The organism is Roseateles agri (genome assembly GCF_034043675.1).
Taxonomy (GTDB): domain Bacteria; phylum Pseudomonadota; class Gammaproteobacteria; order Burkholderiales; family Burkholderiaceae_C; genus KK5.
This window is the reverse complement of sequence record NZ_JAXCLA010000004.1, coordinates 152,807-169,862: the sequence shown is the minus strand read 5'-3', so window position 1 is coordinate 169,862 and position 17,056 is coordinate 152,807. Positions and strand designations below refer to the sequence as shown.

Genomic DNA, 17,056 nt, shown 5'->3' with positions numbered 1-17,056 from the left:
GGCGTGGTCCTACGTGGTCCCATTGCTTTGCTCGTTATGCTCCGTCACCAGTAGAGGACAACAACAGGGGCCCGTCATGATCCGCATTGCCATCGTCGACGACCACGCCATCGTGCGCGCCGGTCTGCGGCAGTATTTCTCCGACCAGACGGACCTGCGCGTGACCGGCGAAGCCAGCAACGGCCGCGAGGCGCTGGACATCGTTCGCGGCGGCGACGTCGACGTGATCCTGATGGACCTCTCGATGCCCGACCAGGGCGGCGTCGAGGTGCTTGCCGCGATCAAGGCGCGCGAGCCCGACCTGCCGGTGCTGATCCTCAGCGGCTTCCCCGAGACCCATTACGCGACGACCCTGCTGCGCCAGGGCGCCTCCGGCTACCTGAACAAGGAATGCGACCCGGAGGACATCGTCAAGGCGATCCGCACCGTCTATCGCGGCCGCAAGTACATCACCCCCGCCGTGGCCGAGTTGCTGGCCGATGGCCTCTCCGGCGACGTCGACGCGCTGCCGCACGAGCAACTCTCCGAACGCGAACTGCAGGTCTTCCTGCGCCTGGCGCGCGGCGAGACCATCGGCCACATGGCCGACAGCATGTCGCTCTCGGTCAAGACCGTGAGCACCTACCGCTCGCGTGTGATGGAGAAGCTCAAGCTCGCCTCCAACAGCGACCTGACCTACTACGCGCTGAAGAACGGGCTGATCCAGTGAGTTCGCGGCGCCGGGCGCTCGCGCTGATCGGCGCGGCGCTGGCGGGCGGCTGCGCGCTGCCCGAGGTCGCTGCGCCCTCGCTCGACGAGCTGTACCCACCGATGCCCGCCGGCCCCGCGCCGGGCGCCTCGGCGCGCATGCGCGAGCTGTGCGCCGGCCTTGGGCGCGGCATCAACTTCGGCAACATGCTGGAGGCGCCGCTGGAGGGCGAGTGGGGCCTGCGGGCCAGCGACGAGTTCATCGATTTGGTCGGCAGCGAAGGCTTCTGCCGCAGCGTCCGCCTGCCGGTGCGCTGGAGCAACCACGCCAGCCGCGATGCGGCGGCCGTCATCGACCCGGCCTTCTTCGCCCGCGTGGACGAGGTGCTGGACAAGCTGCTCGCCCGCGGCTGCACGGTGATCCTGAACATGCACCACTATCGCCAGCTCGACGGCGATCCGCTGGACAGCGACCTGTCGGTGCCACATGCGTTGCTGCGCGTGCGCTTCCTGGCGATGTGGCGCCAGATCGCCGAACGCTATGCGAGCCGCAGCGAAGACCGGCTGCTGTTCGAGCCCTACAACGAGCCGCACGGCCTGCAGGACGAGCAGGGCGGCGTGTCCTGGAACGACCTGCTGTCGCGCGCGGTGCGCGTGATCCGGCGCAGCAACCCGACGCGCGCCATCGTCATCGGCCCCGGCCGCTGGAACAGCGTCGACGCCTTGCCGCACCTGCTGCTGCCGCCGGACCCGAACCTGATCCTGACCGTGCACAGCTACGAGCCCTTCGATTTCACGCACCAGGGCGCGAGCTGGGTTAAGCCCTACAAGCCCACCGGCCAGGACTGCTGCAGCACCGACCAGCTCGCGCGCATGACGGCCGTGCTCGACAAGGCCCAGCGCGAATGCAAGCGCCTGGGCTATCCCTTCTTCGTCGGCGAGTTCGGCGCCTACGAGCGCGCCGCGATGCCGGCCCGCGCCCGCTATGCACGGGCGATGCGCGAGGCGATGGAAGCGCGCGGCCTGCCCTGGTTCTGGTGGGAGCTGGCCTCGGGCTTCGGCGTCTACGACCCGAAGGCGCACGCGTTCCGCCAGCCCTTGTTCGACGCGCTTTACGGCGCCTGAAGGCCAGGCCTACTGCGGCAGCAGCAACACGCCGGCTTCGTCCTCCTGGTCGAGCAGAGGCGCAGCGGCTGCGGTCCCTGCCCACAAGCTCTCCATGTCCAACAGGCTCAGCATGCCCGCGCCACTGCCGCGCACGAGCCGGGTCGGCCCGGCCGCGCCCGTGCGCGTCGGGCTGGGGTGGATCTGCTCGGGCGCCACGCTGAACACCTGACCCAGCGCCTGCACCCGCAGCGCCATGGCCTGGTCGGACGGTGTGCGGCAGACCAGCACCAGCGAGTCGCCGCCGCAGGCGGGCTCGCCGAGCAGCAGGCCGATGTCGATCACGGGCAGCATCCGGTCGCGGTGTTCGATCATGCCGACGAGCGCGCCCGGCGCGTTGGGCAAGGCGACGAGGCGCGGCGCCATCAGCGCTTCCAGCACGGCATCGGCCGGCAGGCCCAGCGCACGGCCGGCCACGCTGAAGCTGGCGATGTCGATGTGCTTGCCCCCTTTGACCTGCGCCTGCGGAGCGAGGAAGCCGGAGGCATCGTCGTCCTGCGCCGACGCCGGCAGGCGCGGCCCCAGCGCCTGCAGCACGACGGCGATCACGTCCTCGGCCGCCGGTGCCGCGCCGCGCCGGTACTCGCGGTAGCCAGCCGACAACGACAGGCCGGCCGCGTGGACGGTCCCGTCGATCGCCAGCTCGATCGAGCGCGATTCGCCCGCCACCAGCTTGCCCAGCAGCTCCGCCGACAACGGCCCCGTCGCGCCGACAGGCCAGCGCTCCTCGTCGCTGCTGGAGACGATGCGGCCCGAGCGGGTGAGGAACAGGCCGGTCGCGCCGCTGCGCTGCGGTAGCGCATCGCCCAGCATCGCGGCGAACTGCGCCTGGCCATCGAACACGATGGCCAGGCCGCCGACGACGGCGTTCGCATCGCCGGGTGAGGGCAGCGATGTGGCGTAGACGTAGCTCGGCCGGCCGGCATAGAGCCCGCTGGCCTCATGCGGCGAGACGACGTAGCGCTCGCGGTCGCGCAGGGCCAGCGCCTTGGCGACCCAGGCTTCGTCAAGCTGGCGGCCGAGGTGATGCGGCGCCTGCGCGGGATCGGAGACGGCGACGACGCGGCCGGTCCTGTCGAACACGAGCAGCAGCGAATAGACGGTGTAGAGACCGTTGATGCGGCGGAGCACGAGTTCGGCCTCCCGCTGGGCGGCGGCGGCATCGCCCTGCGAGGCCTTCTGTAGCGCCTGCTGCAGGCTGGCATCGAGCGCCCACCAGCGGACATCGTTGGCGCGCTCGTAGAGGTTGCGGTCCATGATGTCGATGGCCAGGCGCGCATGGAACAGCACTTCGTCGAAAACGGCGGCCAGCGCCGAGTTCTGCAGATTGCCGATGGCCTGCTCGAACACCTGGCGCAACTGCTGGCCGGTGCGCTCCACCTCGTTGAGCAAGGTCACGGCGAATTCGCCGTTGCCGTCGGGCTGCAGGCGGCTGCGCAGCTTGCCGTTCCACAGCGAGCGTTGCAGGTCGCGCTGGATGCGCGCGGCCTCCAGCGGAATGCCGCGCAGTTCGGCGTCGAACAGCTCGCGGGTGTCGAGGCCCGCCGCCAGCGCGGCGAAGTCCTGCTGCAGTTCGTCGTCCTCATGCGCCGCCGTGCCGAAGGCATGCTCGACCGGCAGCAAGGCCAGCGCCGACCAGCCCGGCCCGCAGTAGCCCTCGTAGCCGGTGGCCTCGGTGGCCACGGCCAGGTAGTCGCGGCCTGCGAACACCAGGCGCTGGTTCCTGTCGACCGGCGGCAGCTCGGCACCGAGCGGGATCTGCCAGCGATCGGAGCTCTGCAACACGCGCCCCTCCTTGTCGCGCAGCACCAGCACCGTGCGATCGCCGGTCTCCTGCTGCCGCAGCAACTGGCGGAACACGCCGCGCATCTCGTCGGCCAGGCGGAACGACAGGCACAGCACGCCGCCGGCGCCGGAGGCGCTCCCGACGGCGCTGGCATAGACGAGGCTCGTGCGTCCGCCGAGTACGTCCAGCGCGCCATGGCTTTCGACGAAAGGCGTGCCGGGGCGCAGCGCGGCGGCGATCAGCGGGTCGCTGCAGGGCGCGGCGTCGGCCACGCTGCGATCCAGGCGTGCCAGCACGCGGCCTTGCGGGGAGAGCACGACGATGTCGTCGTACACCGAATACTTGGCGACATAGGCACGGAAGCGCGCTTCGAGCGCTGCGCGGCTGGCGGCCTGCTGCTCGGGCGTGGCCTGCGGGTCGGCGCAGAGCGTCACGTGCTCGCGCAACGGGCCGTCGGCGGCGAGGAAGCCCACGTCGGCCGTGCGTTCGAACAGGTTGCGCACGAGGATGTCGATCGCCACCTGCGCCTTGCCGCGCAGGCGGCTCACGCAGTTGTCCAGCAGGCGGCGGGCCAGGCTGTCGAGCAAGGTGCCGCTGAGCGCCTGGAAGGCGCTGCGGGTACCGCCCATGTCGGCGGCGGCGCCGCTCATCTGACCCAGCAGGGCCAGGCTGTCCCAGACGCCCTGCAAGCGCAGCAGGCTCTCCCGGTGGTCGTCCACCAGGCTCATTCTGGATACGAAGGGCGCCACCTCCGCCGAAAACTGCACGCCCTTGTGCCAGACCTTCTTGCTCTTCATCGTTCGCCCGCTGTGTCAGTCGAGAAAAGTAGTTAGGGGCTTTTGACCCCCTTGGGGACGATAGCGCAGCGGGTCGTTCGGCCAGCGGGCGGCACGGCTCACCGACGCGAAAAGCATCACGTTACGAGGCGGGTACATGACCTGTTGCCGTACAAAAGAAAAGCCGCGCCTGCTTTCGCAGCAAGGCGCGGCATCAAAAGGGCCGGAGGCGGCCCAGGGGAGGGACTCTGTGGAGATCCGGGAGGCGAATCGGAAAATTCGTCCGCCGCCCGTTCGTCGTTCTGTGCTCTTGCAGCTACCGGGCAAGCAGCGTGCCCGGCAGTGCTGGGGGAGGCTCGTTAGCCGCGCACCACGATCTCGTTGCGGACGCGCTTGACGCCGTCGGTGTTGCGAGCGATGGCCTCGGCGTTGGCCTTCTCGGTGCTGTTCTTGGCGAAGCCGGACAGCAGGACCTCGCCGTTCAGCGTCTCGATCTTGATCGAGGTGCCGTCGACGGTCTTGTCGGCCAGCATCTTGGTCTTCACGGAGGCGGTGATCGAGCTGTCGTCGATGTAGGCGCCGACCTTTTCCTGGCCGCGGGTGACGGCACAGCCGGGCAGCACGGCCAGCGTGGCCAGGCCCAGAACGCAGGCAGCGAGGGTCTTGCGGGTGAGGGTGGTGGTCATGATGGTCATCTCCTGATGGATCGAGGTTGAATGGTGTTGTCCGACTTTCTTGCCGAAGCGTTGTGTTGCTTTCGTTTCGGCATGACTGAAGTCTAGGAACAGGCGCTTTTGCGAGGGATCGGCGCAGGCCACCTTGCGCTGTAGGACGGCAGGCCGGGCCGTTGTCGTATTCACCACAGGCGCTCGAAGAGCCGCGCGAAGAACTCCTTGCTGCGCTGCCACGGCGAGCGCGCCGCCCAGGCTTCTCGCGTGATCTCGCGCGAGGCCTGGATGTCCTGTGCAAACATGCGGTCCATCTCGGCACCGAAGTCCTCGCCGATGACCACCGCATTGACCTCGTTGTTGCTGGTGAAGCTGCGCTGGTCGAGGTTGCTGGAGCCTACCGACGAGACGACGCCGTCGATGACCTCCGTCTTCGCATGCAGCACCGCATCCTGCAGTTCGTAGATGCGCACGCCAGCGGCGAGCAGGCGCTCGTAGTAGCTGCGCCCGGCATGCAGCACCGGCGAGAAGTCGCTGCGCGAGGGCAGGATCAGCTCCACGGCCACGCCGCGCTGCGCGGCATCGCAGAGGGCCTGGATCATGTCCTCGCCCGGCGCGAAGTAGGCCATGGTCATCCGCACGCTCTGGCGGGCCGCGCCGATGGAAGTCATCATCAGCGCATAGAAGCGATTGATCGTGTCGTCCGGCGTGGACGAGATGATGCGCATCAGCTGTTCGCCCGCGGCCTTCTTGCCTGCGGCCGGCTGAGCATCAGGCACCGGCGGCAGCGCGCCTTTGCAGCCCTGGGCCTGCCAGGTCTCGCGCACCAGGTCGTCGAGCGCGCCGACGGCGGGGCCGCGCAGCTGCACCTGGGTGTCGCGCCAGCCTTCGCGGTTGCTTTCGGTCTCTTGCCGCAGCGGCTTGCGATGCGTGCGGCCGAAGGAGCCGGAGGCATAGACGGCGCTCAAGTTGATGCCGCCGGTGAAGCCGATCTCGCGATCCACGCTGAGGATCTTGCGGTGGTCGCGGTGGGCGAGGTCGTCGATCTTGCTCAGCGGGTTGAAGGCGCAGGTGGCCACGCCGGCCTCGCGCAGCGCCTCGAAGAAGGCGTCGTGCGTGCCGATGGAACCGACCGCGTCGTAGATCACGTATACGCCGACCCCCTGCGCGCGCTTCTCGGCGAGCAAGCGCGCGAGCTGCCGCGAGATATCGGCGTCTTCGATGATGTAGCTCTCCAGCAGCACCGTGCGGCGGGCCTGGCGGATCGCCTCGGCCATCGCCTTGAAGGTGGCGGGGCCGTCGATCAGCAGCTTCGCATCATTGCCGGCATAGAGGCCGACGGCGCCGAAAGCGGCCATCGCACCGAGCTGGCGCTTGATCGCCTCGGCCTTGCCCTGGGCCTGCACCTGCTGCAGCAACTGCTCGCGCTGATGGCGGCTGAGCAACTCGCCCTGTGGGCTGGTGACGCTCACCTGGCTCGCCACCGCGGCGACGCTGGGCGCCTTCGCGGCGGGTGCCGGTGGCGCGGGCGGCAGTTGGGGTGCCTGCGCGCAGGCACCGATCATGGCGGCCGTGAGGCTCGCCGCCGCGATCGTCAAAGCGCGACGACGGGCCCTCACGGGCTCACTCCTTCAGCATGTCGAGCAGATCCTCGGCGTGCTCCTCTTCCTGCTCGAGGATCTCCTCGATCAGGCGGCGCGTCGTCGGATCCTTGTCGCCGACCAGCTTGATCATCTGGCGGTAGGCCTCGACGGCGATGCGCTCGGCCACGAGATTGGCGCGCACCATGGCCTTCAGGTCGGGCGACGCGTCGTAGTCCGCATGGCTGCGCTGCAGCAGCGAGTCGGGCGAGAAATCCGGCTCGCCGCCGAGCTGCACGATGCGTTCGGCAATGCGGTCACCGTGCGCGCTCTCCTCGTTGGCGTGCGCCAGGAATTCGGCAGCGATCGCCGGCGCCGACATGCCGGTGGCGGTGAAGTAATGGCGCTTGTAGCGCATCACGCAGACCAGTTCCGTGGCCAGCGAATCGTTCAGCAGCTTGACGATCTGCTCGCGCCACGGCCCGTAGCTGGGCGTGACGGCGCCATCGTCCAGGTCCTTGCGGGCGCGATCCAGTGCGGATTGATCGAGTTCCAGGCGTTCACTCTTTTGCGACATGGTTGGGTTTCCTTCAGTCAGGGATGCCTACTTCCGCAGCGCGTTGGCGCCCATCAGGGCAAGCGCCAGCAGCACCAGGAAGACCAGCAGGAAGACAACGAACAGCGCCTTGGCGATGCCGGCCGCCCCGGCCGCCAGGCCGGTGAAGCCGAGCAGACCCGCGATCAGCGAGATGACGGCAAAGATAAGAGCCCACTTCAACATGGTGATGTCCTTTCTTGCGAGCCGGTGTGGCGGCGGGAAGGCCCTTGATGGGCGTTGGAATCACTCTAGGGCCGGGGTCTCGCGCAGGGCATCGGCGTGCGCTTCGTTGCTCTGTAGGACGCGGCGCCGGACCGGTTCGGCTGGCCTGGCTGGTCGCTTGGACGATCGCGGCGGCGTCCTACACGGACGCAGACCGGGCCCTGACACCTGCCACCCACCCCGGCTGCCTAGCATCCTTCTCATGGACCAGATCGCAACGCCCCACACCTATTCCCTCACCGAAGACGCGCCGCAGGACGCGGAACTGCTGCTCTGCACGCACATGACCGTGGTCGTGCGCGCACGCTGCATCGGTGCCGACATGATGCCGCGCGAACTCGGCGTGGTGGTGGCCCGCCAGCACTGCGACGGTGATCGTCCGCAGCTGCGGGCCTTGATGGAAGCTGCCAGGCGCGCCGCAGCGCGGGCTCGTGCGAGCTGCATCGAAGCGCGCATCGGTGGCCGGTGGGTGACGCTGCTGGAAGAGGAAGAAATGGATGAAGAGGACGCCGATGACATCGACGTCGGGGAGGACGCAAGCCTGAAAGGAATCTCGACCATGAATGCATCGAAGACCCCGATCGCCTCCCGCTTCGGCGCTGCCGCGGCCGCCAGTCTGCTCGCCCTCACGGGCGCCAGCCAGGCGCTGGCCGGCACGCCCCAGCAGAACTACCAGCAGGAGCGTGCGAACTGCATGAACGGCAACACCACGCAGGACCGCGCCACCTGCCTGCGCGAAGCCGGCGCGGCGCTGCAGGAAGCGCGCCGCAACGGGCTCGTCACGCCGAGCCCGCGAATGATGACGCAGAACGCTGTGCAGCGCTGCCAGCGCCAACCCGACAAGGAAGACCGCGCCGACTGCGAGCGCCTGGCGCTGGGCCAGGGCACGCAGGAAGGCTCGGTCGGCGAGGGCGCGATCGTGCGAGAGATCGCGACCCTGCAGACGCAGCCGACCGGCGCAGGAAACCGCGGCAAATAAGCCGCGGGTCAGACCGCCGTTTAGACCGCCGGGACCTGGTACTGATCGCCCAGCGCGGTGCCGTGCATCGCCGGGTCGCTGATCGAGTCCACACCGGTCTCCATGCGGCCGGCGACGCGGCGGCTGTAGTCCGCCTGTCCGTTCACCTTGACACTGAAGTCGTACCAGCCGCTGCTCGGTGCGAGATCGAAGGTCAGGTTGGTCTCTCCGCGTGCCACTACCGTGTAGCTGTTGTTCAGACCGGTGAAGTAGGCATTGGCGCGCAGCGTGAACGTGGCCGGCACCGGGCCGGTATTGGCCAGCTTCACCAGCAGGCGCTGGCCCGAGCGGTCGTAGGTGATGACGACCGACGGGTTGGGCTGAGCCGCCGCGGCGACGCGCTTGGCGTTGCCGGTGAAGTGGCGGTGGAAGCCGTTCGGCGCGATCACCCACAGGTCGTAGGAGCCGCTCGTTGCCGGCGTCCACTTGTCGCTCAGGTCCTTGCCCGCTTCGACCGTGTAGCGGCGCGGGATGGCCGTCAGGTTCAGGCGGTCGTACACATGGAACACGGCGGCCTGCGAGCCCGTGTTGGAGAAGGTGAGCTGCACCTGCGTCGCGCCGAGCACGCTGGTGTTCGGCGTCACGGTGGCGTTGACGTGCAGCTCGTAGGGCAGGGCGCGCGAGGGCTTGGTGCCGGCGTCCTGCACCGGCAGCACCGGCATCTTCGCCACGGTCGGCGTCGTCGTCTTGCCCAGCGCACGGCTGGCCGTGTCGCGAGTGGCGGTCTCGGGCAGCGTGCTGACCACGTCGGTGTCGTTGGGCGAGGCGAAGTTGAAGCAGCTCGTCAGGTCGCCCACCACGGCGCGGCGCCACGGGCTGATGTTCGTCTCCATCACGCCGAAGCGCTTCTCGATGAAGCGGATCGTCGAGGTCTGGTCGAACACCTGCGAGTTGACCCAGCCGCCCTTGCTCCAGGGCGAGATCACGTACATCGGCACGCGCGGGCCGAGGCCGAACGGGCGGTGCTTGTACGGGTCGACGCTGGTGATGCCGCCGTCGGCGTCGCCCAGGAATTCGTCGCGCAGGTCCACCGTGCTCGCGCCGGCCATCTGGGCCAGGGCCGGGTCGGCGTTGTAGCTCGTGTACGACGGCGGGGCCGGCGGCGCCATGTGGTCGAAGAAGCCGTCGTTCTCGTCGAAGTTGAGGATCAGGACGGTCTTGCTCCACACGTCCGGATTGGCTGTCAGCGCGTCCAGCACCTTGGCGATGTAGGCCGCGCCCTGGGCGGGGCTGGAGGCGCTCGGGTGCTCGGAGCCCGATGAAGTGGCGCAGATCCACGACACCTGCGGCAAGGTGCCGGCGATGACGTCGGCCTTCAGCTTGTCGAGGTCACGCGTCTTGATGCCCTTCTCGTACAGCGCCTGCTGGCGCGGCGTGCGCGTGGGCGACACGGTGGGGACGCTGGCTGCGTTGGCATCGCGGAAGGCCTTGAAGCCGAGCAGCGAGTTCAGTGCGTAGAACTCGACCTCTTCGTTCTGGTAGACCTGCCAGCTGATGCCGGCGTCCTGCAGGCGTTCGGCATAGGTCATCCAGGTGTAGCCGGACTTGACGGTGCCGTTGGTCAGCGCGTTGTAGCTGTTGTCCACGGCCGGGCCGTTGAAGATGCCGGGCTGGTTCGGATCGTCGTTGCCGTGGTTCGTGCCGGTGTAGAAGTAGCAGCGGTTCGGGTTGGTGCCGCCGGTGAACGAGCAGTGGTTCGCATCGCACAGCGTGAAGGCATCGGCCAGCGCGAACTGGAAGGGGATGTCCGCCTGCGCGTAGTACACCATCGAGGCGTTGTTCTTGTACTGCGGCCAATTGGACAGGCGGCCGTGGTCCCAGGCGTTCTGCGCGTCGGGGTACAGGTGGGGCGTGTCGGCGGTGCGGATCAGCGCGAAGTTGGTCGTCGTGTCGTTGCGCTGCACCGAGAGGATCTTCGGGTTCGTGCCCGTGGCGGTGTCGAAGCGCTGGTACCAGACGGTCTTGTTCTGCAGGCCGGTCGTGTTGGGCACCGGGATCGGGAACGGGTCGGCGAAGCCGCGCACGCCGGGCATCGTGCCGAAGTAGTGGTCGAACGAGCGGTTCTCCTGCATGAAGCAGACGATGTGCTCGACGTCCTGGATCGTACCGGTGCGGTTGTTGGCGCGGATGGCCAGCGCACGGGCAATGGCGGGCGGGAATGCGGCTGCAGCGGCGGTGGAACCTGCGGCGGCGGCGATGTTGCGCAGGAAGCTGCGGCGATCGGTGGTCATGGAATTCGACTCCAGTTTGTTTTTAGTGGAAAGGCTCAGCGGCGGTTGCGCACGCGGGCGATGCCGCTGACGAAGCACAGGCCGGCCAGCATCAGCGCCACCGTCTGCGGCTCCGGCACGGCGGCCGTGAAGGTGAAGTCGTCCATCGCATAGGAGCCCTGGGCCGGGCTGGCGACGACGATCTGGTCGACGAGGCCCGAATAGCCGGAGGCCAGGAAGCTCGGCGTGCTGCTGGGGTCCAGCGTGGCCGAGGTCGCTACCAGCGCGCCCTGGTAGTAGAGGTTGAAGGTCACCGTCGCGCCGTCGAGGCCGGAGAACCAGGCGCCGTCGAAGTGGATCGGCGTTGCCGAGCGGATCGTCGTGGCGGCGTCGGCATCGAGGAAGCCGGAGGCGACGCGGTAGTCGCCCGAATGTGCGGTGTACGGATCCTGCGCGCCGCCGAAGTTGAACCAGTCGCCCTGCGACCAGTCGAGACCGCCGTAGTTGGCGGGGACGAAGCCGTCGGCACCGATGTCGTCGAAGGTGAGCGTGGTGGCCGACGCGGCGGCGGCGAAGGACAGGGCCAGCACAGGGGCCAGGGCCAGGGCAAGAAGCTGTTGTTTCATGAGCACTCGCTTGAGGGGTTTCAGGAGAGGCGCGAGATGTGCCACTCGCGCGCTGCCCAAACACCTTAGGAGCGCCCCGTGTCGACGCCGTGACCGGGAGAAGTCATCCGGCAGGGGGTGTTTCCCCCTGTCGGTCTTGGCGGCATGAGCCCAGCGTCTTCGCATAGACCCAGGTGAACTCGGCACCGAGCAGGAAGATCTGCGCCGAGTAGTAGATCCAGATCAGCAGCACCACCATCGAGCCGGCCGCGCCGAACTGCGTGGCCACGGCGCTGTGGCCGATGTAGAGGCCCGTGAGGCTGGGGCCCACGCTGAAGAGCATCGCCGTCACCAGCGCGCCCAGCCAGACGTCGCGCCACGCGACCTTGGCCGTGGGCATCAGCTTGTAAATCATTGCAAAGAGCAAGGTCATCGAGGCGAAGCTGATGCTGACGTTGGCCAGCTGCGCCCACAGCTGCCATTCGCCGAACCACGGCGCCCAGGCCTTCTCGATGGCCGAGAACGCGGCGCTGAACACCAGCGAGACGATCAGCAGAAAGCCCACGCCCAGGATCAGCCCGAAGGACATCAGCCGCGTGCGCAAGAGCAGCCACCAGGCCTTGCCGTGCAGATGCTCCGGCGTGGGCAGGCGCCAGATCATGTCCAGCGTGTTCTGCAGTTCGGCGAACACCGAGGTGGCGCCCACCAGCATCAGCACCAGGCCGATGCCGGAGGTGAGCAGGCCGCCTTGTGTGGGCCAGTTCGCGTTCTTCAGCAACTGCTCGATCGCGCCCGCGCCGGAGTCTCCGATCACTGCGCGCAGTTGGCCGACGATCTCTTCCCGCGCCGCGTCGGCACCGAACCAGAGGCCTGCCACCGAGGTCACGATCAGCAGCAGCGGCGCCATCGAGAACAGCGTGTAGTAGGCCAGCGCGGCGCCGCGGCTGGAGGCACGATCGTCGATCCAGGCCTCCACCGCCTGGCGGGTGAGGGTGTAGAGATCCTTCAGGTACATGCGGAACATTGCAAGGCCTCGCGCGGGACCTTCGCATCGGGGAGCGTGCCGTTCGCCTGTAGGACGGCGTCGCGCGGTAGGAATGGGACTACCGCCGCTCCCGCCGCCGTCCGCTGACGCGCAAGTAACACCTTGTTCACACTGACTCCCATCATCTGGGAGAAGACCATGAACGCCCCGTCAAGCCTGCTGGCCCCTTGCGATCACGTGCAGCGTTGGTCCGTGCTCCTGCTGGCGGGGCTCGCAGGCGTGGCGGCCTTGTGGGTGGGCCGCGATTTCTTCACGCCGATCGCGATGTCCTGCGTGCTGGCCGTGCTGCTGTGGCCCTTCGTCAAGCTGCTGGACCGGGCGCTGCGCGTGCGGCCGCTGTCGGCCCTGGTGGCGGTGCTGGTGACGCTGTTCGTCGTCGGCACGCTGGGCGCCACGGTCGGCAACAAGCTGACCAGCGCGGTCGACCAGGTGCCCAGCGCCCTGCGCCTCGCGGCGCGCGACATCGCCAGCCTCAACACCGATGGCGGCCGCGCAATGCAGCGCACGCGCTCGGCGCTGACCGAACTGGACCGCAGCGTCGCCCGCGCTACCGGCACGCCGGCCGACCGGCCCGCGCCGGTGCCGTCGGCGGCCGACGGGAGTGCGCATCCGCGCTCGATCGTCGCGCAGATGGTCGACGGCATCACCGCGCTGGCCATTGCCGCCTCCAAGTCCTTCGCGAGCGTGCTGCTGCAGGTCGGCATGATGGCGCTGCTGACCTTCTTCATGCTGTGCAGCGGCGAGGCGCTGGCGGAGAAGCTTGCCGACCTGTGCCGTACCGGCGTGACCGGCCCGGCGCGCTGCCAGCCGATGCTGGACAAGCTCTGCTACCAGACGCGGATGTTCGCCGGCGTCACCGTCGTCACCAATGTGGCGATCGGCGTCGGCGTGGGCATCGGCTTCTCGCTGTTCGGCGTGCCCGATGCGTGGCTGTGGGGCGTGGTCGCCGCGGCGCTGCACTTCCTGCCGTATGCGGGCCTGGGCCTCATCATGCTGCTGGCCTCGCTGGAGGTCTATGTGGTCCATGCCTCGCTGCTGGTGGCGCTGGGCGCGGCGCTGTACGTGATGATGATCGGCATCGTCATCGGCACGGCGATGGCCGTCTGGCTGCAGGGGCGCGTCGCGCGGATCGACAGCGCGATGCTGTTCGTCGGCACGATCTTCTGGAGTGCCGTCTGGGGCGGCTGGGGCCTGGCCCTCGGGCCGCTGCTGGTCGTCGTGGGCCAGCTCGTCTGGCGCGAGGCGCCGCTGCTGGGCAGCGAAGCGCCGCAGCCGGAGCCCGAGGCCGACGAAGAGCAGATGCACCTGTTCGAGGAGAAACCCGACGGGGCGGTGAGCATGCATGGCCTGTGATCCGGCACACAATCGCCGGATCATTGGAGGCATGCATCGATGACGACGACGAACCGGAACCCAAAAGTCGACGAACTGTTCGCCAAGAGCAAGACCTGGCACGAGGAGATGAGCCGGCTGCGCGAACTGGTGCTGGGCACCGAACTCACCGAAGAGGTCAAGTGGGGCCAGCCTTGCTACACGCTGGCAGATGCCAACGTGCTGATCATCCACGGCTTCAAGGAGTATTGCGCGCTACTGTTCTTCAAGGGCGCGCTGATGAAGGATCCGAAGGGCCTGCTGATCCAGCAGACGAAGAACGTGCAGGCCGGCCGGCAGATGCGCTTCACGAGCCTGGACGAGATCAAGCCCGCGGTGGTGAAGGCCTACCTGAAGGAAGCGATCGCGGTGGAGAAATCCGGCGCCAAGGTAGAGATGAAGAAGACCGAGGATTTCGAGATGCCGGCGGAGTTCGCCCGCAGCCTGAAGCAGCTACCGGCCTTGAAGGACGCCTTCGAGGCGCTGACGCCGGGTCGCCAGCGTGCCTACCTGCTGCACTTCGCGGGAGCGAAGCAATCGAAGACGCGCGAGGCGCGGATCGAGAAGTGCGTGCCGATGATCCTCGACGGGATCGGGCTGAACGACATCAAGTGATTTAGAAGCTGCCGCTGCAGCAGAGGGCCGGAGGCGAGAAGTCTTTGCCGACCATCGCGCGGGCGAAGTAGTAGTTTTGCTTGGCGCGGGTCGGCAGCGAGTCCAGGTCCACATGGCCGTGGTCGTCGCAGGGGAAGGACAGGGCGCGGCCGGGGTTGAACAGGGATTCGAAGCGGATCTCGAAATGCTGTTGCTGCAAGCTCGTGTTCATGATGGATCACTCCTGAGGCATCGAGGATCTTGTCCTCTTGTCTCAATGATCGGCACCGCGGCGGCTTGTCACCATCGGTGAGGAGCGAGTCGGGACGTCGGTGGCGGCAACGCTCGGCGGCTGCGGCCGTCCGACGGAGATTTCCTACGAGAACTTGGTGCAGCCATCCCAACTGCCAGGCTGCCTCCGCGCGCAACATCGGAGCAAACAGTCGAGGAGTCCACCATGTCCGCCCCCCGCATCAGCCTGCTCACCGCCCTCGTCGCCGGCTTCGCCCTCTACCAGTGGCAAGCCCGCCGCTTCGAACAATCCCAATGGCGCAAGCTCGGCCAGAGCAAGCCCAAGCCTCACGAAGAATCGACCTGGGAAGGCGAGGGCGGTGCGCTGAAGTACACCGGCGCGCACATGGGGCCGGATCCGAAGGTGCCGAACTAGGCGCCGAACCAGCGCCGAACCACGCGCTATCGGCCTCTGTTGACCCGGGAGGGTCACAGCCGCGCCTCCTGGCCGAATCGTGCCGAGCGCTTTGTAAACGCCCAAGACGTAAAGTCGAACAAATTGTTCAAAGTCGTCTATGACTTTTTCACGCCAGAAACATTTGACTCGTTGATAGAATTGTTCACATTGAACATTTTGATCAACTTCTGGTGGTATCTACATGATGTTGCGTCAATGGCAGCGCCGCTATGGGCGTTCGCTGGCGGTTATCGGGCTCGACCTGGCGGTATCTGCAATGTGCGTTGCGCCAGCACATGCGCAGACCCGCGATACGGAGGCCGCCGAGTATCAGCGCCAGCAGGCCCGTGAGCGAGCGTTGCGGGAACAACTGGCGCCGCAGCCGCAGGTTCACCTTGAAGCGCCGCCTTCGCAAGCAGCCGGACCCCTGAGCTTCCCGGTCGAAACGCCCTGTTTCCCGATCGCGCGTGTCCGCATCGAAGGTCTGCCGATCGAGGCTGCGGATGGTTGGCCCTGGCTGTTGTACGGCCTGCCCCAACAGGGCTGGTGGGAGGCCGAGCCGCGGTGTCTTGGCGTTCAAAGCGCGCAGCGCGTGGTCGATAGCGTGCAGAGCGCGCTGATCGCGCGCGGCTATGTCACGTCCCGCGCGCTCGTTGGCGCACAGGACCTGAGCCGCGGCGTGCTCGTGGTGAGCATCATCCCGGGGCGCGTGCGCCGCGTCGTGCTGGATGAGGAGGACAGTGGCGCCTCCCCAGCCCTGTCGTTGCGCAACGCGCTGCCGATACGCGCGGGCGAACTGCTGAACCTGCGCGACATCGAGCAGGGCCTGGAAAACCTCAAGCGACCGCCCACGGCCGACGCAGACATCCAGATCGCGCCCGGCGATGAGCCGGGCCAAAGCGACCTGCACATCCGCTGGCACCAGTCGTCACGCGTCCGGCTTAACGCCAGCATCGACGACAGCGGATCCAAGAGCACCGGCAAGCTGCAAGGCAGCGCCACGATCTCCTGCGACAACTGCCTGGGCGTCAGCGACCTGGCCTATCTCACCGTCAACCACGATCTCGGCAGCATCGGAGACGGCCAACAAGGCAATCCGCACGGCTCACGTGGTCTGAGTGCCTACGCCGCCGTCCCCTGGGGCTACGAGCTGTTCAGCCTCAGCGGCAGCCGCAACACCTACCGGCAAAGCGTTGCGGGCGCCTCGCAGACTTACGTCTACAGCGGCACCAGCAGTCAGATCGAAGCCACGGCGTCGCGCCTCGTCTACCGCGACGCGCGCCAGAAGCTAACACTCTCGGCCAAGGTCTTCCGTCGCCACAGCGAGAACTTCATCGACGACACCGAGGTGTTGGTGCAGCGCCGCACCGTCGGCGGCTGGGGTGCGAGTGTCAACCATCGCCTCAATGCGGGCGAGGCCACAGTCGACACCACGCTGGCCTACCGCCGCGGCACCGGCGCCTTCGGCGCGCTGCCTGCGCCGGAAGAGGCCTTCGGTGAAGGGACGTCGCGCTTTGGCGTGATCACGGCAGAACTTTCCGGCGGCACGCCTTTCAAGCTTGCCGGCCAGGCCTTCAGCTACGGCGTCAACTGGCGCTGGCAAGGCAATCGCACGCCGCTGACGCCGCAGGACCGTTTCTCGATCGGCGGACGCTTCACCGTGCGTGGTTTCGACGGCGAGCAGCAGCTCTCGGCCGAGCACGGCTGGCTGCTGCGCCAGGACCTCGCCTGGCAAGTCCCTGAAGCGCCATGGACCCACGCCATCGGCCTGCGTCAGATCTACCTCGCCCTGGACTACGGCCACGTCGGCGGCCCCACGGCGGCGCAGTTGCTGGGCAGCTCGCTGAGCGGCGCCGTGTTAGGCGCACGTTGGCAGCTCGGCTCCTTCAGCGCGGACCTGTTCGCCGGCGGTCCGCTGTCGCGCCCGCAGGGCTTCAGGACGCCGGACTTCGTCTCCGGTTTCAGTCTCGCCTACAGCTTCCCCTGAGCCCTCCCAAAGCCCTCCCAGAAGCATCCCTGTCCTTCATCCGATCTTCCCAAACCG

At 67.8% G+C, this 17,056-nt stretch carries 16 protein-coding genes; 7 read left to right on the top strand and 9 right to left on the bottom strand.

What is annotated here, in order from left to right:
* Positions 1-76 precede the first annotated feature (76 nt).
* Positions 77-709 carry a response regulator transcription factor gene (locus tag SNE35_RS12740; protein ID WP_320423291.1) on the top strand — a complete coding sequence of 211 codons (633 nt, stop codon included), beginning with the start codon at positions 77-79 and terminating at the stop codon, positions 707-709.
* Positions 706-1,812 (top strand): glycoside hydrolase family 5 protein, encoded by a 1,107-nt coding sequence (locus SNE35_RS12735; protein ID WP_320423290.1) that lies wholly within the window; start codon positions 706-708, stop codon positions 1,810-1,812. Before SNE35_RS12740 ends, SNE35_RS12735 begins: the two co-directional genes overlap by 4 nt.
* A 9-nt stretch (positions 1,813-1,821) precedes the next feature.
* Here the strand turns inward: SNE35_RS12735 and SNE35_RS12730 are convergent, their stop codons facing one another.
* The 5 genes from SNE35_RS12730 to SNE35_RS12710 form a co-directional block, all read right to left on the bottom strand.
* Positions 1,822-4,434 carry a chemotaxis protein CheW gene (locus SNE35_RS12730; protein WP_320423289.1) on the bottom strand — a complete coding sequence of 871 codons (2,613 nt, stop codon included), beginning with the start codon at positions 4,432-4,434 and terminating at the stop codon, positions 1,822-1,824.
* Between the two features lie 338 nt (positions 4,435-4,772).
* On the bottom strand, positions 4,773-5,099 hold the full coding sequence (locus SNE35_RS12725) for a BON domain-containing protein (RefSeq protein WP_320423288.1): 327 nt from the start codon (positions 5,097-5,099) through the stop codon (positions 4,773-4,775).
* Between the two features lie 170 nt (positions 5,100-5,269).
* The gene (locus tag SNE35_RS12720; protein WP_320423287.1) at positions 5,270-6,700 is read right to left on the bottom strand and encodes a phospholipase D-like domain-containing protein; all 1,431 of its coding nucleotides are present in this window, start codon (positions 6,698-6,700) and stop codon (positions 5,270-5,272) included.
* A gap of 4 nt (positions 6,701-6,704) precedes the next feature.
* On the bottom strand, positions 6,705-7,238 hold the full coding sequence (locus SNE35_RS12715; protein ID WP_320423286.1) for a ferritin-like domain-containing protein: 534 nt from the start codon (positions 7,236-7,238) through the stop codon (positions 6,705-6,707).
* Between the two features lie 27 nt (positions 7,239-7,265).
* Positions 7,266-7,442, bottom strand: a complete 177-nt coding sequence (locus SNE35_RS12710; RefSeq protein ID WP_320423285.1) for a DUF1328 family protein — start codon at positions 7,440-7,442, stop codon at positions 7,266-7,268.
* A 241-nt stretch (positions 7,443-7,683) separates the two neighbouring features.
* On the opposite strand from SNE35_RS12710, the gene SNE35_RS12705 reads away from it, so the two are divergent.
* A complete protein-coding gene (locus tag SNE35_RS12705; RefSeq protein ID WP_320423284.1) occupies positions 7,684-8,460 on the top strand; it encodes a hypothetical protein in 777 nt (258 codons plus the stop codon).
* A gap of 20 nt (positions 8,461-8,480) precedes the next feature.
* On the opposite strand, the gene SNE35_RS12700 is transcribed toward SNE35_RS12705, so the two are convergent.
* From SNE35_RS12700 to SNE35_RS12690, 3 genes are all read right to left on the bottom strand, one after another.
* Positions 8,481-10,730, bottom strand: coding sequence for a phosphocholine-specific phospholipase C (locus tag SNE35_RS12700; RefSeq protein ID WP_320423283.1), 2,250 nt, complete (start codon positions 10,728-10,730; stop codon positions 8,481-8,483).
* A 35-nt stretch (positions 10,731-10,765) separates the two neighbouring features.
* A complete protein-coding gene (locus SNE35_RS12695) occupies positions 10,766-11,335 on the bottom strand; it encodes a PEP-CTERM sorting domain-containing protein (protein ID WP_320423282.1) in 570 nt (189 codons plus the stop codon).
* Between the two features lie 103 nt (positions 11,336-11,438).
* Complete coding sequence (locus SNE35_RS12690; protein WP_320423281.1) at positions 11,439-12,338, bottom strand: YihY/virulence factor BrkB family protein; 900 nt, start codon at positions 12,336-12,338, stop codon at positions 11,439-11,441.
* 159 nt (positions 12,339-12,497) lie between these two features.
* Here SNE35_RS12690 and SNE35_RS12685 point away from each other — a divergent pair, with 159 nt between their 5' ends.
* On the top strand, positions 12,498-13,712 hold the full coding sequence (locus SNE35_RS12685) for an AI-2E family transporter (RefSeq protein WP_320423280.1): 1,215 nt from the start codon (positions 12,498-12,500) through the stop codon (positions 13,710-13,712).
* A 39-nt stretch (positions 13,713-13,751) separates the two neighbouring features.
* A complete protein-coding gene (locus tag SNE35_RS12680; protein WP_320423279.1) occupies positions 13,752-14,345 on the top strand; it encodes a YdeI/OmpD-associated family protein in 594 nt (197 codons plus the stop codon).
* Position 14,346: 1 nt separating this feature from the next.
* On the opposite strand, the gene SNE35_RS12675 is transcribed toward SNE35_RS12680, so the two are convergent.
* Entirely contained in the window at positions 14,347-14,556 is a 210-nt protein-coding gene (locus SNE35_RS12675) for a hypothetical protein (RefSeq protein ID WP_320423278.1), read from the bottom strand.
* A gap of 225 nt (positions 14,557-14,781) precedes the next feature.
* On the opposite strand from SNE35_RS12675, the gene SNE35_RS12670 reads away from it, so the two are divergent.
* The gene (locus SNE35_RS12670) at positions 14,782-14,991 is read left to right on the top strand and encodes a hypothetical protein (protein ID WP_320423277.1); all 210 of its coding nucleotides are present in this window, start codon (positions 14,782-14,784) and stop codon (positions 14,989-14,991) included.
* A 223-nt stretch (positions 14,992-15,214) separates the two neighbouring features.
* On the top strand, positions 15,215-16,999 hold the full coding sequence (locus tag SNE35_RS12665; protein WP_320423276.1) for a ShlB/FhaC/HecB family hemolysin secretion/activation protein: 1,785 nt from the start codon (positions 15,215-15,217) through the stop codon (positions 16,997-16,999).
* Positions 17,000-17,056: the final 57 nt, after the last annotated feature.